Below are 22,467 nucleotides of genomic sequence, written 5' to 3'. Positions count from 1 at the left end.
TCATCCCTCCGCCGCGGTGACGTCGAGTAGCCGCCGCTCCACGAGGTCCGCTCCACGCCTGACGCCACCGGCCGCGGCGAAGCCGGCGGCCACCCGCTCGGCGCCCGCGCGCATCGTCATCGCCTCCGAGATGGCGGCTCGCAATCGGGACGGGTTGAGCCGGTGGGCCGACAACCGACTGCCGCATCCGGCCACCTGGACCCGACGCGCCACCTCGAACTGGTCGCGACCATAGGGCACCACACACACCGGAACCCCGCGGGCGAGGGCCTTCTGGGTGACACCCATACCGCCGTGGGTGATGGCACACACCGCGTGGTCGAGCACGGCCCCGTGGTCGACGAAACGGCGGACGGTGGCGTTGGCAGGAACGTCGACACCGGCGGGCACTCCGCAGGGAAAGGTCGCCACGACGCGTACCGGTTCGTCGGCCAGCGCCGCGAGCGCCGTCACCGGCAGGGCGTCGTCGCCCTGGCGTTCCGAGGATGTGGTCACCAAGACTGTCGGCCCGGGAAAGACCTCGGTGGGTGGGCCCGCGGATCGATGCTCGCACGGACCGATCAGGACGACCCGCTCGTCCCAGTCGGGATGCGGGTACTCGAACGGCTCGGCGGTGCCCACCAGCACCAGCGGTGCGCGCAGCACGAAGTCGTCGCCGGACGTCAGAGGTGTGGTGCCGACCATCCGATGCAGCCGATTCACCGGCTCCAGCATCTCCCGCTCAAGCAGCCGACGGGTCATCGCGCCCACCGCAGCGTCACGCCACCGGCCCAGCACTCCCGATCTCGGCGCCAGCCCCGGTCCGAAGGGTGGACTGGTCCGCGACGACAGGTACGGCGGGTAGGGCCAGAACGTCGCCCAGGGCAGCGCCGCGGCTTCGGTGGCCACCGGGGCGCCCCAACAATTCGTGTCGAGGATGACGGCATCCGGCGACACGGCCTCGATGGCGCGGCGCACATCTCCCACCTCGAGCGCCGCGCGTTCGGCGAAGACCTCGAATCCGCGCCGAATAGCTCCCAGCCCGGTGCGCGCCGTCCAGTCGGTCATCGCGACCGCTTCGATTCCGGGATCGACGGCCGCGGTGTCAAAACCCGCGGCTGTGCCGATCGGCACGCCGGCGGTCAGGGTGCGGACCACGATCCGGTGGCCGCGCCGGCGCAGCTCCGTCAGCAGCGCGACAATCGGGTACAGATTGCCCAACGCCGGAGAGGTGTACGCCAGGATTGTGGTCGGCCGGTCCTGTGAATGTCGCACGTCAACATCCCACGCTTGGGAGCCGAGCCGAATGCGACGGCCCCTCGAGACGGCAGTCTATTGCCTCGACGAGGGGCCGGTGGCGGGATGGCGAACTGGGTCAGCCGACCTCAGCGGCCAGCTTGCCCACCACATCGCGCACACTCGCCACGACATCGGCGTTCTCGCGCGGGTGCTTACCGTCGAATGCCTTCGCCGGGATCGCCAGCTTCTCCTCGATCACCCGCGGTCCCGCGATCCCGAACGATTTGCGGGTCTCGTCGTGCGCCCACACGCCGCCGTACTGGCCCGCCGAGGAGCCGATGACCGCGACCGGCTTGTCCTTGAGCGCACCATTGCCGAACGGGCGGGACAGCCAGTCGATGGCATTCTTGAGCACGCCCGGGATGCTGCCGTTGTACTCGGGCGTGACCACCAGCGCGGCATCGACACCGGCCGCGGCCTCACGCAGGGCCACCACCGAGGCCGGAGCATCCTCGTTGTCGATGTCCTCGTTGTAGTGCGGCAGCTCCCCGAGTCCCTCGTAGAGGCGCACGTCCACCCCTTCCGGGGCGGACTCCACGGCCAACTCGGCGAGTTGGCGGTTCACCGACGCGGCACGCAGGCTGCCCAGCAGAACCAGAACCTTGGTATCCGACATTTTCACTCCCCAGTCTGTACGGTCGTTCGTATCGTCACATACCTTAACCGGACTGTGGTCCGAATAATTCCGACTGAGTTAAAGTGCAGGTATGGGCGCCCCTGACCCCCTCATCGCGTTGCCGTTGACCGGCGCCGCCCCGCAAGAACGGGGTGACGCCGCGCGCAATCGCGCCCTCCTGCTGGACGCGGCCCGGCGGCTCATCGCAGAACGCGGTGCCGACGGGATGTCGATGGACGATGTCGCCGCCGCGGCCGGGGTCGGCAAGGGCACCTTGTTCCGGCGCTTCGGCAGTCGGGCCGGCCTGATGATCGTCCTGCTCGACGAGGACGAGAAGGCCGAACAACAAGCCTTCATGTTCGGCCCGCCCCCACTGGGCCCTGGGGCCCCACCCTTGACCCGCCTGCTCGCCTACGGCCGGGAACGGCTGCGGTTCGTGCGCACGCACCACGCGCTGCTCTCGGATGCCAACCGCGACCCGCAGATGCGCTTCAACTCCCCCGCCACCCTGCACCACACGCATGTTCGGATGCTGCTCGAATCCGCGGGAACCACAGGCGATCTCGATGCCCAAGCGGACGCTCTCCTGGCGCTGCTGGACGCCGACTACGTCGAACACCAGATCCATGACCGTGGCCACGACCTGGACCGCCTCGGCGAGGCGTGGGAGTGCGTGGCCCGCAAACTCTGTGGCACGTGAAACCCTGGATTCTGCACGTCGACCTGGACCAGTTCCTGGCTTCGGTCGAATTGCGACGCCACCCCGAACTCGCCGGCCTGCCGGTGATCGTCGGCGGCTCGGGCGATCCGACCGAACCCCGCAAGGTGGTCACCTGCGCCTCATATGAGGCCCGCGAGGTCGGCGTGCACGCCGGCATGCCCTTGCGCACCGCGGCCCGGAAATGCCCCGACGCCACCTTCCTGCCGTCGGATCCGGCCGCCTACGACGAGGCCTCCGAACAGGTGATGGGCCTGCTGCGTGATCTCGGCCATCCCCTCGAGGTGTGGGGCTGGGACGAGGCGTACCTCGCTGCCGCCGTGGACGATCCGTTCGACCTGGCCGAGCGGATCCGTACGGTGATCGCCGCCGAGACCGGGCTGTCCTGTTCGGTCGGCATCAGCGACAACAAGCAACGCGCCAAAGTGGCCACCGGTTTCGGCAAGCCGGCCGGCGTGTACCAGCTCACCGACGCCAACTGGATGACCGTGATGGGCGACCGCCCGGTCGACACCCTCTGGGGTGTCGGGCCCAAGACGTCGAAAAAGCTTGCCACCCTGGGTATCACCACCGTCGCAGACCTGGCGTCCACGGACGCGACCACCCTCGTCGCCGCCTTCGGCCCCAGCACCGGACTCTGGATCCTGCTGCTGGCCAAAGGGGGTGGCGACGATACCGTCAGCACCCAACCGTGGGTGCCCCGCTCACGCAGTCATGTGGTGACCTTCCCCCACGATCTCGTCGACCGCGCCGAGATGGACGCCGCCGTCACCGAACTGGCGCAGCGCACCCTCACCGAAGTCGTCGAGGCCGGCCGCACCGTCACCCGGGTCGCGGTCACGGTGCGAACCAACACCTTCTTCACCCGCACCAAGATTCGCAAACTGGCCGTGGCCGGCACCGACCCCGGCCCCATCGCCGCGACGGCGCTGGAACTGCTCGGGGAGTTCGACCTGGACCGCCCTATCCGCTTGCTCGGGGTACGGCTGGAATTGGAGATGCCGCAGACGCATTGAGCACCGGACGGCACCGGTCACAGATCGGCGCTGAGCCAGACCGAGTCCTCGATACCGAACCCGTGGCGCTGGTAGAACCGGCGAGCGGCCGAGTTGCGCGCCTCGGTCTCCAAGAACACCGATGCCGCGCCGGCCTCTCGTGCCGCAGACATCGCGTGGCGCAACAGCGCACTGCCCAGGCCACCCCCGCGTTCGCTGACATACAGCTCGTCGACCAGACACTCCAGGCCCCCGGATTCCAGCGACCAACCCCAGGTCGTCACCGTGTAACCCACCGCGGCGCCCGCGCGCATACCCAGCCAGACCTGTCCCCGCCTGTCGTCTTGCAGCAGCGGCTCAAGGCCCGCAGCGACCCGCTCGGCGTCGAAGTGGTGGCCGTCGATTACATAGAAATCGGCGATGAGCTGAAACAGCGTGCCGCGGTCGTCCACACCGGCCCGCCGGATATCGAAGTCAGGCACCGCCAGAACATAACGTAGCCCCGAGTGTCGGGGCCAGCCAATAACCTGGGCGGCATGCTGAGCACCATCGCGATCCGCGGCTACCGCTCGTTACGCGACATCACCGTGCCGCTGGGCGATCTGACCGTCATCACCGGCGCCAACGGCACCGGAAAATCCTCGGTGTATCGGGCGTTGCGCCTGCTGGCCGACTGCGGTCGGGGCGCGGTGATCGGCTCGCTGGCCCACGAGGGCGGACTGGAATCGGTGCTGTGGGCCGGCCCCGAGCAGACCTCCGGCGCCCGTCGCACCGGCAAGAGTACCGGCACCACCCGCACCCGCCCGGTGTCGCTGGAACTCGGGTTCGCCTCCGATGATTTCGGCTATCTGATCGACCTCGGCCTGCCCCAATACGCCGGGCCGAACTCCGCCTTCGCCCGCGATCCGGAGATCAAACGCGAAGTGGTGTTCGCGGGGCCGGTGGCCCGGCGCAGTGCCGTCCTGATCCAGCGCGCCGGTGAATACGCCGAGGTCAGCGCGGAGTCCGGCCGCGGCTTCGATCCACTGACCCGCGGGCTGCCCGGGTACCACAGCGTGCTGTCTGAATTCGCGCATCCCGGAACACATCCCGAGCTGGCGGCCGTCCGCGATCGGCTGCGCGGCTGGCGCTTCTACGACGGTTTCCGGGTCGACTCCGGCGCCCCCGCACGCCGACCACAGATCGGCACCCGCACCCCGGTACTCTCCGACGACGGCGCCGACCTGGCTGCCGCCGTGCAGACCATCCTCGAGGTCGGCCAGGGCGATCTGGCCCGCGCGGTGGCCGACGCTTTCGACGGGGCCACCATCTCCGTGGCCGTCCACGACGGGCTCTTCGAACTGCACCTGCACCAGCAAGGCATGCTACGCCCCCTGCGCGCGGCCGAATTATCCGATGGCACACTGCGATTCCTACTCTGGGGTGCGGCGTTGACGTCCCCCCGCCCGCCTTCGCTGATGGTGCTCAACGAGCCCGAGACCTCCCTGCACCCCGATCTCGTCGCGCCACTGGCAGAGATGATCCGCTCCGCCGCCACCCGCACACAGGTCGTCGTCATCACCCATGCCGCGGCACTGGTGCAGCGGTTGGCCGCGGATTCGGAAGTGGCGCTGTACAAGGAGTGGGGTGAGACCCGTGTGCAAGGACAGACCCTGCTGACCGCGCCCGCCTGGGACTGGGGTAAACGCTGACCGTTCGCGTCCGCGTCAACTCGCGTTCATCACGGTCCCGTTGAATCTGCCAGTCGACAAGCAGGTTCCGGGAATGGGGAACGGTGTGAACATCAACGGCTATCTGAAGACCGCGGCCCTCGTTGCGGCGGCGTTGGCGCTGCCGCTGGCAGCCTGCAGCGGCGACGGCAAGGTGCCCGGCAGCGGGAAACCGGTGCAGCGCGCGGCATCCGGTGACCTCGCCGGCACCGGCGGTGCCCGCCGGTTCGAGGGCGACCAGAGCGGCGCGATTCGCGACGCCATCAACGCGACCGGCGCCAAGAACGTCATCCTGCTCATCGGTGACGGCATGGGCGATTCCGAGATCACGCTGGCCCGCAACTACGACCGCGGCGCGGGGGGCTTCTTCTCCGGACTGGATGCGCTGCCGCTGACCGGGCAGTACACCACCTACGCCCTACGCAAGGACGGGAAGCCGAACTACGTCACCGATTCCGCGGCTAGTGCCACCGGATGGAGCACCGGCACCAAGACCTACAACGGCGCCCTCGGCATCGATATCGCGGGCAACCCGCACAAGACGATCCTGGAGCTCGCCCGGGAGCAGGGCTTCGCCACCGGAGATATCACCACCTCCGAGATCCAGGATGCCACTCCGGCCGCTCTGTTCTCACATATCAGCGAGCGCGACTGCTATGGCCCCGTCGAGACGTCGAAGGAGTGCAGCAAGGAGGCCATCGAGCACGGCGGCCCGGGATCGGTGACCGAGCAGCTGTTGGCGGCCAGGCCGGATGTGACCATGGGCGGTGGTGCCGAGACGTTCGCCCAGACCGCCGCCGGCGGCGACTACAAGGACAAGACGCTGGAGGTCCAGGCCAAAGAGCGCGGCTACCAGATCGTGCGCACCGCAACCGAACTCGACGCCGTGAACAAGGCCGACCAGGACACCCCGCTGCTGGGCCTGTTCGCCGACGGCAACCTGCCGGTGAGCTGGACGGGCCCCGAGGCCGTGCGGCAGGGCTACCTGCAGCCGGCCGGGAAGTGCACCCCGAACGCCAAGCGCGGCGCGGCGGTACCGGAGCTGGCGGCCATGACGCAGAAGACCATCGACCTGCTCAAGGCAAACAAGAAAGCGCAGGAGAAGGGGTTCTTCCTTCAGGTGGAGAGCGCCTCGATCGACAAGCGCGATCACATGGCCGACCCGTGCGGCCAGATCGGCGAGACGGTCGCATTCGACGCCGCTGTCCAGAAGGCCCTTGAGTTCGCCAAGGCAGACGGCAACACCCTGGTGATCGCCACCGCCGATCACGGGCACAGCAGCCAGATCGTCGAGCCGATCTCCCAAGAGGATCTGGCCGGTATCGCCGAGGAGGCCAAGCTGCCCATCGAGCGGGTCCGCGACATCATGTACCCCGGGCTGACCAGGGTGCTCACCACCGCCGATGACGCGGACATGGTGGTCAGCTACGGCACGTCGGCCGATGTCGGTGTCGAGGACCAGACCCACACCGGTACCCAGGTGCGGATCGCGGCCTTCGGTCCGCGCGCCGCCAACGTGGCGGCGCTGACCGATCAGACCGATCTGTTCTTCACCATGACCGACGCACTGGGTATCAGTCGCGGTTAGTAGACCGGCCCGGCCGCAGGGCACGGGTGAACAACAGGTTCGCCCGCCTCATGGCCATGCTGTAGGGCCCCCACGCGATCCGCTTGAACAGGTACAGCGCCCGGATATCGGCTGAGGTGTAGATCAGGAACCGGTTGCGCGTCACGCCGTGCAGGATCTTGGCGGCGGCGTGTTCCGGGGACACCGCATGCCCGGCGAAGCGGTTCACCCATTTCGCCACGCTGGGATGGTCGCGGTCCACCCCGGCGATGTGAACCGTTTGCACCAGAGGAGTTTTCACCGCACCCGGCACCACGACGGACACCCCGATGCGGTGTCGGGCCAGGTCGAAGCGCAGTACCTCGCTCAGGCCCCGCAACCCGTACTTGCTGGCGCTGTAGGCGGCGTGCCAGGGCAACGCGACGACGCCGGCCGCCGAGGACACGTTGACCAGATGCCCGCCACGGCGCGCGGCCACCATCGGGGGCAGGAATGTCTCGATGACGTGGATCGGTCCCATCAGGTTGACGTCGATCATCGACTTCCAGTGCTGATGGGTGAGCGTGGATACGGTGCCCCACGCGGAGATGCCCGCGATATTGCACACCAGGTCCATCGAGCCGTGTGCGGCGTGGATGTCGGCGGCGAAGGCGCTGACCGCGTCGAAGTCGGAGATGTCCAGCACCCGGTGCAGCAGCACTTTGCCGCCCAGCGCCTCGGCGTCGGCGACGGTGACCGCCAGCCCGTCGGCATCCCGGTCGGTGAGGAACAGTTCGGCGCCGTCGGCGGCCAGCCGGAGCGCGGTGGCGCGACCGATACCGCTCGCCGCCCCTGTCAGGAGGCAGCGTTTGCCCGCGAACGTATCCGGCATGGTCCAGATGCTACCGGCGGTACCGGTCAGACGGTGTTACCGCCCCACAGGGCATGCAGCCACAGCTTCTCCAGCACGCTGACGATGCGGTCCCGGTCATTGCCGGGCCCCAGGGACGGCAGGTCACCCGAGAACGCCATCACCGTCGTGGCGCCGAGGGTCCGGATCAGCGTCGGGATGTCCTCGGAGATCGGGTGGGCGTTACCGGCCGCGATCTCGCCCTCGACCACCGCGATGATCTGTTCGATCACCGTCAGCATCTGTTCGTCCTGGATGCGGCGGATCTCGGCGTCGGTGGCACGGGCGGCGTAGCAGGCCGACATCACCGGATCGTTGTGCGCGATTGTCAGCGCGGCGCTGCCGACCATCCGCTTGGCGAAGGCCGCCGGGGTCTCCTCCGGCCCGCGGGGCGCGAAATGCTGGGTGAGCTCCTCGAGTTCGCGCGTCGCCTCGTCCAGGATCTGGGCCAGCACCGCATATTTGGTGTCGAAGTAGAAGTAGAAACCCGACCGGGCGACGCCGGCGCGCTCGCTGATCATGCTCACCGACAGATCGGCGAAGGGCTTCTCCTCGAGCAGTTCGCGAACGGCGGCGACGATGGCGTCGCGTTGCCGGTCCCCCCGGCTGCGACGGACCGGCGGATCCGGCACCGATTCCGGCTGTGCAGTCATGAATTAGACCTTTGCATCGCGGCGCGCCATTGCAAAACTTGACATGCGTCAAGTCTGGCATACAGGATGACTTCCACGAGTGACATCGACCACACGTCTGTTAGCCCGACGATCTTCTCAGGAGCTCCGCACGATGCCGACAATCAGCACTCCGGCCTACCTTCTCGATCAGGCCAGGCGCCGCATGACCCCGACCCCGGTGACCATCCCCGGGATGGGCACCCTCGAGAAGCGGTTGCTGGCGCACGAATGGGATGAGTTCCCGCTGGCTCCCGCGCCGCCGGAAAGCGGATTGAAAACGGTCATGGGCGACGCCGGACTACCGGTGTTCGGGCACATGATCGAGATGTTCCGCGGCGGTCCGGACTTCCTGCTGCACCTGTACCGCAAGTACGGCCCGGTGCACTACATGTTCTCGCCGGTGTTGCCCGCGGTGCTCGCGCTGGGGCCGGATGCCACCCAGGCCGTGTTCTCCAACCGCAACAAGGATTTCTCGCAGCGCGCCTGGGATCCGGTGATCGGGCCGTTCTTCGAGGGCGGGCTGATGCTGCGCGACTTCGACGACCACATGTTCCACCGCCGGATCATGCAGGAGGCGTTCACCCGCAGCCGGCTCACCGGCTACGTCGAGCACATCGACGCGGTGGCCAGCCACGTGCTCGCCAATGACTGGGTGGCCAACGACAAGCGGTTCCTGTTCTTTCCCGCGGTCAAGGAGTTGACGCTGGACATCGCCTCGGTGGTGTTCATGGGCCACGAACCCGGTGCCGACCGGGAACTCGTCACCACGGTCAACCACGCCTTCACCACCACCACGCGCGCCGGGAACGCGATCGTGCGCAAGCCGGTGCCGCCGTTGAGCTGGTGGCGCGGGATCAAGGCCCGCGAGACGCTGGAGAACTACTTCAACAGCCGGCTCGCCGAGAAGCGCGCATCGGGCGATACCGACATGTTCAGCGTGCTGTGTCACACCGAGGACGAGGACGGTCAGCGCTTCACCGACGAGGACATCGTCAGCCACATGATCTTCCTGATGATGGCGGCCCACGACACCTCGACGTCCACCCTGACCACGATGGCGTATCACCTGGCCGCCAACCCGGAGTGGCAGGAGCGCTGCCGGGAGGAGTCCGAGCGGATCGGCGACGGCCCGCTGGACATCGAGGCGCTGGAGAAACTGGAAACCTACGATCTGGTGATCAACGAGGCCCTGCGGATGCAGACCCCGCTGCCGTTCAACTTCCGCCAGACCGTGCGTGACACCGATCTGCTGGGTTACTACCTCCCGGCCGGGACGAACGTGATGACCTGGCCGTCGATGAACCACCGGCTCGAAGAGCTGTGGACCAACCCGGAGAAGTTCGATCCCGACCGCTTCACCGAACCGCGCAATGAGCACAAGGGACACCGGTACGCGTTCGCGCCGTTCGGCGGGGGTGCGCACAAGTGCATCGGCATGGTCTTCGGCCAGCTGGAGATCAAGACCGTCATGCACCGCCTGCTGCGCCGCTACCGCCTCGAGCTGACCCACCCCGGGTACAAGCCGCACTACGACTACGGCGGCATGCCCGTGCCGATCGACGGTATGCCGATCGTGCTACGCCCCATTCGCTGAGCAGGCTCGACTGGCCGGTTATGGCACACGCTTCACGAAAACGCGTGCCATAACCGGCCTTTCGGCGTTATGCGAGCCGGTTCGCGCAGGCGACGAACGCGCGCAGCGCGGATTCGGTCGGCGACTCCGACCAGCCGATGGCCCATTCGGTGCGGACGCCGTCGGTGCCGCGGATGAAGGTCGCGGTCTGCCCGCCGGCGCGCAACTGGTGGAAGTTGAGCATCTCGACGGCGCAGCCCTGCTCATAGAGCAGTCCGGTCAGGGCGGCGAGCGGGGCCGGCGCGGAGGCCAGGGCCGCGGCGGTTCGGTCGTCCAGACTCAGCGGTCCGGCACCCGAGAAGGTGGTGGCGACGTCATCCCAGGACATGTCGCCGGCCAGCTCGCGCAGGCCGCGCGGCAGCGGGGTGTCGAAGAAGTCGGCGAAGCGGGGGCCGGTGAGGGTGGTGGTGTGCATGGTCTCGGTCTTTCGGCTCTTCGGGAGCGACCGACGGGTAGTAGCGTGCGACCCACAGCGGGGGGTCGGTCTGGATCAGACCCCGCTGCGGAGAGCTACTACGACGATGCGATGCACGTGGGCGAGGTTAGCCGCAGGTTCGGGGTCCGCGCAACCCTTTTACGGGTCGCCGACCGCGCGCACCAGCAGCGGGAGGAACGGCCGATGGTTGGCTCGCCCGTCCCGGCGGAACGGCATGCTGTCCGCCGACGCGCTGTACCAGTCGGCGCGGGTGATTCCGGAGAGGTCGAGCGGATACCCGCACTGGGCCGACACGGTGTGCAGCAGCAGGGTCCCGGTGCGACCGTTGCCCTCGCGGAACGGGTGCACCTGGTTGTAGTCGGCATAGAGCCGGGACAGCTCATAGGCCAGCGCCGGCGCGTCGGCCGGCCGGTCGGTCACCAACGCGCGCGCGTGCCCGGTGATCTCGTCCATCCGCGCGCCGATATCGGCCTGCCATCCGAAGGCCACGTCACCGCGGCGCAGTTCGGTGATCCGGTACTCCCCCGCCCACGCGTACACATCACCGAACACCTGCTGGTGGATCACCCGCGCATCGAGATCGGCGGAGCCGACCTGCCCGGCGGCGATCCGCTGCTGCCACCCGAGTATGCGGCCCGCGGTCGCGGCGAACTCGAGCTCGATCAGCACTGACGGCTCGGTGACGCCGAAATTGTTGCGCAACAGCGTGGTTCCCGGAATCAGATACGGGATACGACGTCGCAGCACCCAGCGCCGCGGTGCCGGCGCGGGCGGTGGATACCGGGCCCGGTAGCTGGCCAGATACTCCCCGAAACTCAGCTCGGCACGCGCCAGCCGGCCCAGGTCGGCCAGCTGCTCGTCGGTGGGCCGCCAGCCCTCCAGCCGTTGCGCGGCGACGGTCTGGCGCAGCGCGCCGGCTTCCACTACCGGAACGCCGACGTCGATGCCAGGAAGGTGAGCTTGCGGCTGATCCCTGCCACCTCGCGGTGCACGCCGCGCAGAACCGCCCGTTCGTGCGGGGCGATATCGGCCAGGCTGACCACGTCCGAGACCGGCCTGCCCTGCAGCCACGGACCGGCCCGCAACCGCCAGCGAAACCGGGTCAGCCACAGGAAGCACTCGTGCAGTGTCGAAACATCCTCGGCATCAAGGATATTGGCCGCACCCGCAGCGTCCAGGCGATCGAGGGTGGACACTGCCACCGACCCCGCAGACAGGCCGGCCCAGCGGGCGATCTTCACCACCGGGTCCACCATCGCGGGCTTCATATCGACGGTGTCGGCGTGCCGGGAGAAGATGCGCAGCCGGGACGGGAAACCGGCGCGCAGGGTGGTGGCGTCGTCGAGCATCGCCTGGCGCGCCGCATAGTGGCGCTGCGCCGCCTCGACCGTGCGGGCGCGCAGCACATCCTCAGCGATCCCGGGGTGTCGTCCCGCCACGGCCGCGTCGGCCAATCCCGCCACGGCCGCGTCGGCCAATCCCACCGCGGCCGCGTCGGCCATCAGTCCGGTCATCACCACCCCGCGGTCCTCGCGCGGGTCGGCCGCCCAGCGTTCGATGCCCTCGGTCCAGCTGGCCATCCGGCGGCAGAACCGCGGCCGGCTGGCCAGCACCCCATTGCCGTCGCCCTGGATGCCACAGCGTTCCAGCAGCGCGTGTACCTCGGCGGCCCGCGCCATCAGAGCCACCTTGCGCTCGTCGGAGACGGCGTCGGACAGGGCGACCATGGTCTCGACATCGGAACCGGGCGCGGCCTCACCGCGCGCGACGCTGCCGGAGACGAACCAGTTCCAGTCCGGCGCACCGTCGATCGATGTCAACCGAACCGCTGCGGCGACGCCGCCGCGCAACACCTCCGACCAGCCCGCGGCCAGAGCCGGCGCCGGCGTGTGCGCCGCCAGCTCCGCGGTCACGGCCTGCCGGGCCCGGCCGACCCCCGCACGCAGCGCGGCCTCGTCACCTGCGGCGTCGATGGCTCCGAGGGCTGCGGCGACACCGCGACCGGACGGGGTGTCGGGACTCTCTGGAGGCACGGACTCGATTGTCACTCGCTTGCTCCCACGGTGCAGGTCACACAGATGTGACAGCTTCGAAATGCGCGGATCAAAAACACAGGCTAATTTCTATCGCACGATAGTTATTCCATCCAGCTTTTCCTCACCCCAGGAGCACCGTATGTCCGCCACCTTCGATCCGGCGATCTCCTCACAGGAGGACGCCGCCACCCTGGAGGAGCTCGGCTATACGCAGGAGCTGCACCGCGGCATCGGCGGTTACGCCGCTTTCGCCTCGGGCTTCTCCTTCGTGTCGATCCTCACCACCGTGTTCGCGTTCTTCCCGCTCGGTTTCGCACTCGGCGGGCCGGCATTCTTCTTCACCTGGCCCATCGTGTTCATCTGTCAGTTCTGCGTGTGCCTCGTCTTCGCCGAACTGTCCGGCAAGTTCCCGGTCGCCGGCGCCATCTACCAGTGGTCGCGGCGGCTCGCCGGTAACGCCGTGGGCTGGTTCGCCGGTTGGTTCATGCTGATCGGCTACATCGTCTCGATCGCCGCGCTGGCCATCGCCATGCAGACGGTGCTCCCGCCGATCTGGAGCGGATTCCAGATCGTCGGCACCGATATGGATCCGCTGTCGGTGGACGGTGCCACCAACGGCATCATCCTGGGGGCGGTCACGATCGTGCTGTGCACCATCATCAGCGCGGCCGGTGTGCGGTTCATGGCGCGTATCACCGTCACCGGCGTCACCCTGGAGATCATCGGCGTCATCCTGATCATCGGCGCCATGTTCTTCACCGCCGAGCGCAATCCGGTCCAGGCCGTCGCCGACACCGGCGGCCACGGCTCCGGTGTCCACTACCTGCCGGCCTTTCTGGCCTCGATGTTGATGGCCGCCTACGTGATGTACGGATTCGACAGCGCCGCAGAGCTTTCCGAGGAGACCAAGGACCCGCGGCGCACCGCCCCGAAAGCGATCGTGAACGCCCTGCTGGTGTCGTTCGTCGGCGGTGGACTGATGATCGTCGCGGCCCTCATGTCGGCTCCCGCACTCGGTGACGACCTCGCCACCGGCGGTATGGCCTGGGTCATCGAAAGCCAGCTCGACACCTGGCTGGGCAAGACCCTGCTGGGACTGGTCGCCGTCGCCATGTTCTCCGCCACGCTGGCCATCCAGGCCTCCGCCTCCCGGGTGATGTTCTCCATGGCCCGCGACAACCGGCTGCCGTTCGGCACGTTCCTGGCCAAGGTGAACAAGCGCACCGGCACCCCCGTGATCACCGGGGTGGCGGTCAGCCTGCTGGCCATCGCCGTCCTGCTGGTCAACCTCGGGCAGGCCAGTGTGTTCGCGGCCATCGCCTCGGTCTCGGTGGTGATCGTCTATCTGGCCTATCTGATGGTGACCGTGCCGGCGTTGATCCACCGGCTGCGGGGCACCAGCCTGTCCCATGGCAAACCGGTGATGGATCTGGGCCGCTGGGGCATCCCGGTGAACCTGGTCGCGGTGGTGATGGGCGGGCTGCTGGTGGTCAACATCGGCTGGCCCCGCCAGGAGGTCTACAACCCGGCCGGCGACTCGTGGTTCCTGCAGTACTTCGCGGTGATCTTCGTCGCACTGACCTTGGCTGTCGGGTACATCGCCTACCGGGTGGTGCGCGATCGCGAAGGCGCTCCCGACCCAGCTGACGCGCTGGTTTCCCCCAAGAAGAAGTAGCAGGACGGCACCGGAATCCCGGCCCCGCATCGGCGGGGGCGGGATTCCGCCGGTGCGGGGGCGCTGGGCCAGGATGGGCCGGTGACGTGGTCGGAGATGCTGCTGTTGTTCGCCGCCGGAATCGGCGGCGGACTGACCGGCAGCATCGCCGGGCTGGCGTCGGTGTCCACCTATCCGGCGCTGTTGCTCGTCGGGCTGCCGCCGGTGACCGCCAATGTCACCAACACCGTGGCGCTGGTGTTCAACGGCATCGGTTCGGTGTGGGGTTCGCTGCCCGAGCTGCGCGGCCAGCGCGCCAAGTTGCGCAGGATGATCCCGACGGCGGTGCTCGGCGGAGCAGCCGGCGCGGCACTGCTGCTGTCCATCCCCGCCGAGGGGTTCGAGAAGGTGGTGCCGGTGCTGTTGGCGGCGTCATCGGTGGTCATCGCGCTACCCGTGCGCAACAATGCCGACCGGCCCCGCCACACCGGACACCTGGTGCTGCAGGCCCTCTCGGTGTTGGCGATCTGCGTCTACGGCGGGTTCTTCGGAGCCGCCGCGGGAGTGCTGCTGCTGGCGCTGTTCCTGCGCACCGGCAGCGCCACCCTGGCCGACGCCAACGCCACCAAGAACGTGGTGCTCGGCGTCGCCAACGCCGTGGCCGCGCTGGGCTTCATCGTGTTCGCCCCGGTGAGCTGGGCCGCCGTGGTGCCACTGGGACTGGGTTGCCTGATCGGCTCACGACTGGGGCCGGCCGTGGTGCGCCACGCCCCGGCGACGCCGCTGCGCCTGCTCATCGCCCTCGCCGGGCTGGGCCTGGCCGTCAAACTCGGCTATGACACCTACCGCTGAAGCCACCTATTGCTGGTGTCGTCAGTGCTGGTAGTCCAGGCACGCCTCAGCACCGTTGATGACGCCCTCACGGAAGGCACGCACCCGGTCGAATCCCGCGCCCTGGCGGTCGGCGTCGTCGGCGCCACGGAACACCAGCAGCGCCTTGATCCCCTCATCGAGATCACCCGGCGAGATCGACCACGAGCTGGTCTCTGCCCGGTTGTGCAGGATGACGCTGGCGGTATAGGCCCCGGCGAAGCAGTCACCCCGCGCGGTCGAGGTCTTCTCGTCGGACTCGTCGCCCAGGCGCGTCAACGCGGCCAGCCCGTACTGCGTCGCGAGCAGGGTGGCCACCGCGTAGTCGCCACCCTGCTCGTACACCCGCGGCATCGTCTGCGCGTTGTCCCAACCGATGTAATCGTCGGGCACGCAGTAGAACAGTGAGAACCCCTCGGCGGACTGGTCACCGCAGTTGGGTGGACTCGAAGGGTCGAACGGCTCCAGGCCGTGCACCGGTGGCCACGCCTGTCCGTCGGCGATCTCCGGATACACGTGAGTCCAGTAGTCCTCCAGGTCGTACGGCACACCGTTGACGATCGAGTCGTACGGGGCGTCACCGCCGTTGGCCGCATCTTCGGGATCGTTGAACGGCAACGCGAGCACCATGGGATCGTCGTCGCGGTAGTCCTTGCATTTCGTGACGCCGTTGTCGAAACCGTCCTGGAACGCGCCGACGCGGTCGAAGCCACTGCCGTGCGCCGACGGATCGAGCTTGTCGGTGCCCACCGGGTCGCGCAGATCCAGGATGCCCGCCAATGCGGTGTCCAGTTCGCCGCTGGTCACCTCGAACACCTTGTCGTCCTTGACATGTCGAGCCCAGGCCCCCGCGAAACAGTCGGCCTGCAATTCCCGGGTGACGGTGCGGGCAGTGAAATTGGACCGCTCCTGGACGGCGTGTCCCCACTCGTGCGCCATCACGATCGGGATGACGAAATCGCCGTACTTGGCTTGCAGATCGGGGAACAGGCCGCTGGAATCCCAGGCGACGACGTCCTTGGAGCCGCAGTAGAAGGCGTTGCCCGCGACATCGTCAGGACTCGCGGCGCACGGCGGGGTGTCACCGGTTGACGGGTCCACCGCGAAGAAGCCACCGGCCACCGGCTCGTACTCCTTGCCGTAGAGGTCGGGGAACTGCTTGCCCCAGAACTCCTGCAGGTCCGCGATGGCCTCGATCGCCAGCTGGTTCAGCGGGCCCGATGCCTCACCCTGCACCTTGACACCACTGGTGTCCGGCTTGGCCAGGGCCGAGGATGTGGGGATCTCGATCTTGGGGCTACCGCACGCGGTCACCATCACGACGGCGGCGCACGCCGCGGTGATTCGCTTGAGCATGGGCAAACAGTAGTGCGCCGGCTTGGAATTGGCTTGGAAAAGGCTCCGCAAGTGGTGGACGCGTTTTATCAGCGACTTCGGTGTGATCGGCTGCGCTTACCGCAACCGATCACACCGACATCCTCGGGTCTACTTCGGGGCGAACCGCTGGCCGGCATCCAGGCGTAGACACTGGCCATTGAGCATCGGGTTCTCCACGATCGCCACCGCGAGCTTGGCGTACTCCTCGGGCTTGCCCAGGCGCTTCGGGAAGGCGGCATCCTTGGTCAGCACGGTGGCGAACTCGTCCGGAATACCCTCGGTCAGGCCGGTCGCGAACAGGCTGGGCGCGATGGCCAGCGCGCGAATGCCGAGGCTGCCGAGGTCTCGTGCCATGGTGAGCGAGATTCCGGCGATCGCTGCCTTGGCCGCCGTGTAGGCGACCTGGCCGATCTGGCCCTCGAACGCCGCGATGGACGCCGTGTTGATGATGACGCCGCGTTCCTCGGCCTCTCCGCCGTCTTCCGAGTCGACAAGCTCGTTCTTGCTCATGTGCCATGCCGAGAGGCGGCTGATGTTGAACGTGCCGATGAGGTTGAGGTCGATGGTCTTACGGAACGACTCCAGGCTGTGTGGCCCGTCCTTCTTGACGGTGCGCTCACCGATACCGCCGCCTGCGGTGGTGACCGCGATGTGCAGGCCGCCGAGGGCCTCGACCGCAGCTTCGAGCACCGTCTCGGTGCCGTCGAAGTCGGTGACGTCCACCTCGAGGAAGGTGCCGCCGATTTCCTGCGCCACTTCCCTGCCCTTCGATTGCGGCCGGTCCAGGATGGCGACGCCGGCCCCCCGCTTGGCCAAGGCCTCCGCGGTGGCGCGACCGAAACCGGATGCCCCACCGACGACGATGGCCTTCTTACCCGAGATCTCCATCTAGTTCCCTTTCGCGGTCATGTTTCCAAAATAGGGTCAGACTGTAACGCCGACCTTCCGGCGTCACTGTACGGTAAGCCTTTCGGGGACTTCGCTGGGCTAGCGTGGTTCTGTGACAGCCATCGCCCCCGGTACCCGAATGCTCTGCGGAATCTCCGCCGCGGCGATCACCCTCGGTGTCAGTGCGCTGGCGGCGATCCCGCTGGGCGCGTCCGCCGACGCCCGGACCGCCGTCGGATCGACCGTCATCGACCGCACCCCGGGCCCGGTGAAGGAATGGGCGATCCAGACCTTCGCCACCTTCGACAAGCTGTTCCTCACCTCAGCGGTGCTCGTCGTCATCGCGATACTGGCTGCGCTGGCCGGGCTGCTGGAGCGCCGCCGGGTGCCCATCGGCAGCGTGATGTTCGCCGCCGCGGGCGCAGCCGGCTGTGCGGCAGTGCTGACCCGCACCGGCGCCGGCCCGCTGGACCTCGTCCCCACCGTTCTCGGCGCGGTGGCCGGAATCGCGGCCCTGCGGTTCTTCATCTCGGGACGGCTGCTCGACGGGGCGGCCAGTGCCCCGACGAGCACCACCGATACCGATCCGGGCCGCCGGTTATCCCTGGCTGCACTGGGATTGCTCGGCCTGGGGACCCTGGCCACCGCACTCGGGTCCGTGTACGGCGGACGGCTGAATTCGGTGGCAGGCGACCGGAAGTCCTTCACCCCGCCGCCGCTGGCCAAGCCCGCACCGCCGGTGCCGCCCGGTGTACAGCCGCCCGGTGTGGACCTGCCCAGCTTCGTGACGGACAACGCCGCCTTCTACCGGATCGACACCGCGCTGTCGGTCCCGCAGTTGGCCAGAGGCGATTGGCAGTTGCGCATCCACGGCCTGGTCGATCACGAAAAGACCTACCGCTTCGACGATCTGGCCTCATTCGAGCTCATCGAGAAGATGGTCACGCTGACCTGTGTGTCCAACCCGGTGGGTGGCGACCTGATCGGCAACGCCGTGTGGACCGGCTACCGGGTGCGCGATCTGCTGGCCGCCGCCGGTATCCATCCCGACGCCGATATGGTGCTGTCCACCTCCAGTGACGGATTCACTGCGGGCACCCCGGTGCAGGCCCTCACCGATGACCGCGATGCGCTACTGGCGATCACCATGAACGGCCAGCCCCTGCCCGTCGAACACGGCTACCCGGTGCGCCTGGTGGTGCCGGGACTGTACGGGTACGTCTCGGCCACCAAGTGGGTGGTCGACCTCGAACTCACCAGATATGACCGCGCACAGGCCTATTGGACCAAGCTGGGTTGGTCTCCCAAAGGCCCGATCAAGACGGAGTCCCGCATCGACGTGCCCCGCAGCGGAGCCGACGTGCCGAGGGGTCCCACCCGGTTCGGCGGGGTGGCCTGGGCCCAGAATCGCGGGGTGCGGGCCGTCGAGGTACGCATCGATGACGGGCCTTGGCAGCCGGCCACTCTCGGGGCGGCGTACTCGAACGACACCTGGCGGCTGTGGAGTTTCGACTGGCAGGCCGAGCAACCCGGCCTACACACCATCACGGTGCGCGCCACCGACAACACCGGTGCGGTGCAGACCGCCGACCTCGCCGACGTGGTGCCCGACGGGGCGACCGGCTGGCACAGCGTCGACTTCGCGGTGAAAGGCTAGACGCCGTCGACGACGCGCGCGTCCGTGTCCTGGCGCACCTCGCCGGACCGCTCGAGCCGTACCCCGTACTGGCGGCCCCGGGTGGCGATCGTCAGCGGAATGTAGATCACCGGACCGAGCAGCATGGCGGCAAACGATGCCAGGTACATCGGGTACAACCCCGCCACACCGAGCGCTCCGACCAGCAGGCTGGATCCCAGTGCCACCATGCCGCAGACGTTCCAGTCCTTGACCATTCCGTCCCGATATTCGATGTCGTGAGCGGGAGCGAGGTTGAGCAGCTTGCGGCACACGTAGTAGTCACTGAGCAGGATGAAGATCCAGGTGTTGGTCATGATCCCGGTGACGGCAAGGAACTCCCCGGTGTACTGCAGGATGTTCACCGGGTAGCAGGCGATGCCGGCGACGCACAACGCCACCATCCACCATTGCCGACCAACCCGCCTGGACGCCAGCGCATCCCATGCGTTGGACAGCGCCAGTGAGCCGGAGTAGAGGTTCATGACGTTGATGCGTACCTGCGTGATGACGGCGAAGACGACTCCCAAGACTCCCATCACGACCGCGAAGATCAGGCCGGGATCGGTTGCCGAGAGCTGACGTTGCGTATCCGTACCGTCGAAGTGCCCGAGCATGGTGAAACCGAGCAGCACACCGAACAACATGACGACCACGATCATGGCCAGCTCGACGAACATGAGACCCGCAGTGCCGGCATAGCCGACCGAACGCTTGACGAACCGGCCGTAGTCGGTCGCGATCAACGCCTGGAAAACCACCTGGCCATTGGCGAGGCTCATCGCCTGCCACATCGACGTCGCGGTCAGCCCGCCCTGCGCCGCCCACTCCCCCGGGCCCACCAGCACGTAGCCATTGGCCAGCATCACCATGCCGATCACGAACAGGATGACGAAGATCGGCAGCCCGAAGCGTTGTAGCAGATTCATGGAGTGCATTCCGCGCCAGGAGAAATACAGTGCTGCGGCGGCGATCACGGCGAAGACGACCGTCGCCTGTCCCGAGTCGATCGGGATACCCAGAAGGTGGCTCAGGCCGTGCGAGACGATGCTGCCCTCGAAGACGAAGTAGAAGACATAGTTGACGGCGTACACGATGGAGGCGATCGCCGACCCCTTGGCGCCGAAGCCGAGGCCCCGCGACAACAAGGTGAGCGACAGGCCTTCCTGGCTGGCGATGCGCATCACCAACGCGCCGATGATCGTCGCGCCGATCACCATGTAGGCCACCGGAATCAGGAACATCGGCCAGCCCACCAGGAAGCCGATCTGGCCGCCCAGGGCGAACCAGAACATCGCCGTGATGTTGCCGCTCAGGACGAGGAGCACGGCGGGGCGTCGCCACCGTTGATCGTCGGGCACGCGGGTGGTCGCATAACTCTCGACCTGCTCGTCGAGACTTGTCGCAGGACCCTGGAAATAGCTTTTGAGGGACAAGGATTCACCTTCTTCGGATGGACACCCATTTTTGGGTGTGACGTAGCGACCGTCGGCATGAGCTGACACGACGGGACCGTGTGGACGCCGCCGGTGGCGTCCACACCCGTGCGGCATCGGGGTTAGATCACTGCCGGGCTCGGTTCGTGAACCCGCCAGTCGACGAGCTCGGCGCCGGCGTCGCGCACCGGCGCGTCAGGGCCCGACAGCGCGCCGTACCAGTGCGGCAAGCGCATGGTGACGAGATCTTTGCGGCGCACCACGTTCGACGGGTAGGCCGAGGCCGCATCTCTCGTGTCGATGCGCACGGCGGCCACACCCTCCTGACCGGCCAACACCTGTTCGTGACGCGGGAACGCGAAGGTGTCCGGACCGAACACGCCCGAGCACCCACCGGCTCCGTCGGCATCCACGGTGTTCGCGAAGGCGAGGTAGACGTTGTTCTCACCCGCTCGCACCCGCATGTGGTGCCAGTGCGTCAACGACGGCCCGGTGGGAATCGGATAGCTCTGTGCGACTGCGCTTCCGCTGTGGCCCATCATGATTCGCTCGCGATTGTCTGCGCTTCCCGCGATGACATCGCAGGCGTTGAGGGCCAGGATCCGGCCGGATTCCGGTAACAGGAGGTCGTCGCCGTGCAGTAGTCCGACGCGGCCGAGCGGGATGTCTGCATAGGTCCAGGCTGACCCCGCTTCGAACCGCGCACGTTCACCGTCTCGGAGGTGGATCTTGCGGTGCACTGCCTCGATGCCGTCGGGACCGATCAGGACCAGTGAGTTGTACTGCCGCCCCTCGACGGGATCGGACTCTGCGAGACCCACGACCAGCCACGCCGATGCCGCGGCGGCCGCCTGCATGAGTTGTCCGACAGCTGGATCCTGCAGCGTCACCGCCCGGGTGGTCAGCGACAGCTCCGGAAAGACGACGAGTTCGGCACCGCGTTCGGTGACAGACGACCTGAACAGCCGGCTGATCGTGGCGAGATTGGCGTCAAGATCGGGCGCCGGACTGAATTGCGCCACCGCCACCGTCGCCGATTTGCCCGCCGGCAGTCCGCGGTGGCCGTAGAGACCGAAGAAGTCCTTCGGATTCCACAGGTAACTGTTGATCTGCAACTGACGGTAGAGTTCGGGCCGCCGCGCGCGGAGTGCGGGACGATCCGCCCAATCCTGGTGTGCAGCATCGACGGTGATGGTCGCCGTGGCGAGGCCGTCGCCGGAATCGATCTGGTCGAGAATGGTGGCGTCAGGTGCGATGACGCAGCTCCCGCCACTGAACTGCACGCCCCGCTCCAAGCCCCACCGATTGCTTTCGATGACGTAGCAACCATTTTCGTAGGCTCGCGAAATCCAATACGGCGCTGGGGTGCGTTCGGCCAACCAGTTGCTCAGATGACAGATCACCTCGGCTCCGCCCACCGCGGCCAGTCGTGCGGTCTCGACGAAGTGGATGTCCATGCAGATGAGCACGGCGATGCGCCCGATCTCGGTGTCGAATACCTGATGCCCGAGGTTTCCGGGGGCCGCCCACTTCGGTTCCGCGATGTACGCGTGCGTCTTTCGGTGCTTTCCGATGAACCCATCGGGACCGACGAACGCCGCGGTGTTGTAGAGCAAGCCGGTCTGCTCATCACGCTCCGGCATCCCGAACACGATGTAGCAGTGGTGTTCACGGGCGATCTGGGCGAACCGGTCCGTGGTGGGACCGGGCACCGGCTCTGCCATCCGCTCGGCCTCGCGCTGGTCGAAGAAGCAGTAACCCGTGGTGCACATCTCGGGAGCGGTGATCAGTTCGGCGCCTCCGGCGGCCGCGCGGGTGACGAGCTCTGCGACACGGTCGATGTTGCCCGGCTTGTCGAACAGAGTCGGCTCGAACTGAACGGCGGCGACCTGAATGTCTTTCACGTGTGCACCTTTCCGGCCGGGAATCTGCGTCCCGGTCCGCTCGTGATCGAAAGCACACGCTAGCCAGTTCACGATCAGCGCTGAAGACATTTGTGTTACGTATCGGTTAACT

At 67.5% G+C, this 22,467-nt stretch carries 20 protein-coding genes; 8 read left to right on the top strand and 12 right to left on the bottom strand.

Annotated features, from left to right (window positions below; translation table 11 throughout):
• Entirely contained in the window at window positions 1-1,254 is a 1,254-nt protein-coding gene (locus FHU31_RS10770; RefSeq protein ID WP_167158128.1) for a glycosyltransferase, read from the bottom strand.
• A gap of 100 nt (window positions 1,255-1,354) precedes the next feature.
• A complete protein-coding gene (locus tag FHU31_RS10765) occupies window positions 1,355-1,894 on the bottom strand; it encodes an NADPH-dependent FMN reductase (protein WP_167158126.1) in 540 nt (179 codons plus the stop codon).
• Window positions 1,895-1,985: 91 nt separating this feature from the next.
• Between FHU31_RS10765 and FHU31_RS10760 the strand changes: the two genes are divergently transcribed.
• Together FHU31_RS10760 and FHU31_RS10755 are read left to right on the top strand one after the other, a co-directional pair.
• Complete coding sequence (locus FHU31_RS10760) at window positions 1,986-2,594, top strand: TetR/AcrR family transcriptional regulator (RefSeq protein WP_167158124.1); 609 nt, start codon at window positions 1,986-1,988, stop codon at window positions 2,592-2,594.
• Window positions 2,591-3,628 carry a DNA polymerase IV gene (locus FHU31_RS10755; RefSeq protein WP_167158122.1) on the top strand — a complete coding sequence of 346 codons (1,038 nt, stop codon included), beginning with the start codon at window positions 2,591-2,593 and terminating at the stop codon, window positions 3,626-3,628. The genes FHU31_RS10760 and FHU31_RS10755 overlap by 4 nt, the downstream gene beginning before the upstream one ends.
• 17 nt (window positions 3,629-3,645) lie before the next feature.
• Here FHU31_RS10755 and FHU31_RS31500 read toward each other — a convergent pair whose 3' ends face one another.
• Window positions 3,646-4,089: a GNAT family N-acetyltransferase gene (locus FHU31_RS31500; protein WP_208410197.1), complete on the bottom strand. Its 444-nt coding sequence runs from the start codon at window positions 4,087-4,089 to the stop codon at window positions 3,646-3,648.
• 54 nt (window positions 4,090-4,143) lie between these two features.
• On the opposite strand from FHU31_RS31500, the gene FHU31_RS10745 reads away from it, so the two are divergent.
• Together FHU31_RS10745 and phoA are read left to right on the top strand one after the other, a co-directional pair.
• Window positions 4,144-5,298 carry an AAA family ATPase gene (locus FHU31_RS10745; protein ID WP_167158120.1) on the top strand — a complete coding sequence of 385 codons (1,155 nt, stop codon included), beginning with the start codon at window positions 4,144-4,146 and terminating at the stop codon, window positions 5,296-5,298.
• Between the two features lie 73 nt (window positions 5,299-5,371).
• Complete coding sequence (phoA, locus tag FHU31_RS10740) at window positions 5,372-6,904, top strand: alkaline phosphatase (protein ID WP_208410196.1); 1,533 nt, start codon at window positions 5,372-5,374, stop codon at window positions 6,902-6,904.
• Here the strand turns inward: phoA and FHU31_RS10735 are convergent.
• Window positions 6,891-7,754, bottom strand: a complete 864-nt coding sequence (locus FHU31_RS10735; protein WP_167158118.1) for an SDR family oxidoreductase — start codon at window positions 7,752-7,754, stop codon at window positions 6,891-6,893. The genes phoA and FHU31_RS10735 overlap by 14 nt on opposite strands.
• Before the next feature lie 26 nt (window positions 7,755-7,780).
• Window positions 7,781-8,425, bottom strand: a complete 645-nt coding sequence (locus FHU31_RS10730) for a TetR/AcrR family transcriptional regulator (RefSeq protein ID WP_167158116.1) — start codon at window positions 8,423-8,425, stop codon at window positions 7,781-7,783.
• 133 nt (window positions 8,426-8,558) lie between these two features.
• On the opposite strand from FHU31_RS10730, the gene FHU31_RS10725 reads away from it, so the two are divergent.
• Window positions 8,559-10,040: a cytochrome P450 gene (locus tag FHU31_RS10725; protein WP_167158114.1), complete on the top strand. Its 1,482-nt coding sequence runs from the start codon at window positions 8,559-8,561 to the stop codon at window positions 10,038-10,040.
• 67 nt (window positions 10,041-10,107) lie between these two features.
• On the opposite strand, the gene FHU31_RS10720 is transcribed toward FHU31_RS10725, so the two are convergent.
• The 3 genes from FHU31_RS10720 to FHU31_RS10710 all read right to left on the bottom strand — a co-directional run bounded on the left by FHU31_RS10720 (window position 10,108) and on the right by FHU31_RS10710 (window position 12,548).
• Complete coding sequence (locus tag FHU31_RS10720) at window positions 10,108-10,494, bottom strand: homocitrate synthase (RefSeq protein WP_167158113.1); 387 nt, start codon at window positions 10,492-10,494, stop codon at window positions 10,108-10,110.
• Window positions 10,495-10,653: 159 nt separating this feature from the next.
• Window positions 10,654-11,439, bottom strand: coding sequence for a Fic family protein (locus tag FHU31_RS10715; RefSeq protein ID WP_263988037.1), 786 nt, complete (start codon window positions 11,437-11,439; stop codon window positions 10,654-10,656).
• Window positions 11,439-12,548 (bottom strand): putative nucleotidyltransferase substrate binding domain-containing protein, encoded by a 1,110-nt coding sequence (locus tag FHU31_RS10710; RefSeq protein WP_167158111.1) that lies wholly within the window; start codon window positions 12,546-12,548, stop codon window positions 11,439-11,441. Before FHU31_RS10710 ends, FHU31_RS10715 begins: the two co-directional genes overlap by 1 nt.
• Window positions 12,549-12,690: 142 nt before the next feature.
• Between FHU31_RS10710 and FHU31_RS10705 the strand changes: the two genes are divergently transcribed.
• Window positions 12,691-14,226: an amino acid permease gene (locus FHU31_RS10705; protein ID WP_167158109.1), complete on the top strand. Its 1,536-nt coding sequence runs from the start codon at window positions 12,691-12,693 to the stop codon at window positions 14,224-14,226.
• Window positions 14,227-14,322: 96 nt separating this feature from the next.
• Window positions 14,323-15,057, top strand: coding sequence for a sulfite exporter TauE/SafE family protein (locus FHU31_RS10700; RefSeq protein WP_167160891.1), 735 nt, complete (start codon window positions 14,323-14,325; stop codon window positions 15,055-15,057).
• A gap of 21 nt (window positions 15,058-15,078) precedes the next feature.
• Here the strand turns inward: FHU31_RS10700 and FHU31_RS10695 are convergent, their stop codons facing one another.
• Complete coding sequence (locus FHU31_RS10695) at window positions 15,079-16,431, bottom strand: neutral zinc metallopeptidase (protein ID WP_167158107.1); 1,353 nt, start codon at window positions 16,429-16,431, stop codon at window positions 15,079-15,081.
• Window positions 16,432-16,560: 129 nt separating this feature from the next.
• Window positions 16,561-17,340 carry an SDR family NAD(P)-dependent oxidoreductase gene (locus tag FHU31_RS10690; protein ID WP_167158105.1) on the bottom strand — a complete coding sequence of 260 codons (780 nt, stop codon included), beginning with the start codon at window positions 17,338-17,340 and terminating at the stop codon, window positions 16,561-16,563.
• Between the two features lie 139 nt (window positions 17,341-17,479).
• Between FHU31_RS10690 and FHU31_RS10685 the strand changes: the two genes are divergently transcribed.
• A complete protein-coding gene (locus FHU31_RS10685; RefSeq protein ID WP_167160889.1) occupies window positions 17,480-18,997 on the top strand; it encodes a molybdopterin-dependent oxidoreductase in 1,518 nt (505 codons plus the stop codon).
• Here FHU31_RS10685 and FHU31_RS10680 read toward each other — a convergent pair.
• Together FHU31_RS10680 and FHU31_RS10675 are read right to left on the bottom strand one after the other, a co-directional pair.
• Entirely contained in the window at window positions 18,994-20,451 is a 1,458-nt protein-coding gene (locus tag FHU31_RS10680; protein WP_234901184.1) for a purine-cytosine permease family protein, read from the bottom strand. The genes FHU31_RS10685 and FHU31_RS10680 overlap by 4 nt on opposite strands.
• Window positions 20,452-20,573: 122 nt before the next feature.
• Window positions 20,574-22,355, bottom strand: a complete 1,782-nt coding sequence (locus FHU31_RS10675; protein WP_208410195.1) for a nitrilase-related carbon-nitrogen hydrolase — start codon at window positions 22,353-22,355, stop codon at window positions 20,574-20,576.
• Window positions 22,356-22,467: the final 112 nt, after the last annotated feature.

The organism is Mycolicibacterium fluoranthenivorans (genome assembly GCF_011758805.1).
Taxonomy (GTDB): Bacteria; Actinomycetota; Actinomycetes; order Mycobacteriales; family Mycobacteriaceae; genus Mycobacterium; species Mycobacterium fluoranthenivorans.
Note: the sequence above shows the minus strand (reverse complement) of the source record. Positions and strands in the feature narration are given on the sequence as shown.

Bases quoted from the DNA above. Each gene is read 5' to 3' on its own strand.
- FHU31_RS10765 (WP_167158126.1), bottom strand. From the start codon at position 1,894: ATGTCGGATACCAAGGTTCTGGTTCTGCTGGGCAGCCTGCGTGCCGCG.
- FHU31_RS10760 (WP_167158124.1), top strand. From the start codon at position 1,986: ATGGGCGCCCCTGACCCCCTCATCGCGTTGCCGTTGACCGGCGCCGCC.
- FHU31_RS10745 (WP_167158120.1), top strand. From the start codon at position 4,144: ATGCTGAGCACCATCGCGATCCGCGGCTACCGCTCGTTACGCGACATC.
- phoA (WP_208410196.1), top strand. From the start codon at position 5,372: ATGGGGAACGGTGTGAACATCAACGGCTATCTGAAGACCGCGGCCCTC.
- FHU31_RS10735 (WP_167158118.1), bottom strand. From the start codon at position 7,754: ATGCCGGATACGTTCGCGGGCAAACGCTGCCTCCTGACAGGGGCGGCG.
- FHU31_RS10730 (WP_167158116.1), bottom strand. From the start codon at position 8,425: ATGACTGCACAGCCGGAATCGGTGCCGGATCCGCCGGTCCGTCGCAGC.
- FHU31_RS10725 (WP_167158114.1), top strand. From the start codon at position 8,559: ATGCCGACAATCAGCACTCCGGCCTACCTTCTCGATCAGGCCAGGCGC.
- FHU31_RS10720 (WP_167158113.1), bottom strand. From the start codon at position 10,494: ATGCACACCACCACCCTCACCGGCCCCCGCTTCGCCGACTTCTTCGAC.
- FHU31_RS10705 (WP_167158109.1), top strand. From the start codon at position 12,691: ATGTCCGCCACCTTCGATCCGGCGATCTCCTCACAGGAGGACGCCGCC.
- FHU31_RS10700 (WP_167160891.1), top strand. From the start codon at position 14,323: ATGCTGCTGTTGTTCGCCGCCGGAATCGGCGGCGGACTGACCGGCAGC.
- FHU31_RS10695 (WP_167158107.1), bottom strand. From the start codon at position 16,431: ATGCTCAAGCGAATCACCGCGGCGTGCGCCGCCGTCGTGATGGTGACC.
- FHU31_RS10690 (WP_167158105.1), bottom strand. From the start codon at position 17,340: ATGGAGATCTCGGGTAAGAAGGCCATCGTCGTCGGTGGGGCATCCGGT.
- FHU31_RS10685 (WP_167160889.1), top strand. From the start codon at position 17,480: ATGCTCTGCGGAATCTCCGCCGCGGCGATCACCCTCGGTGTCAGTGCG.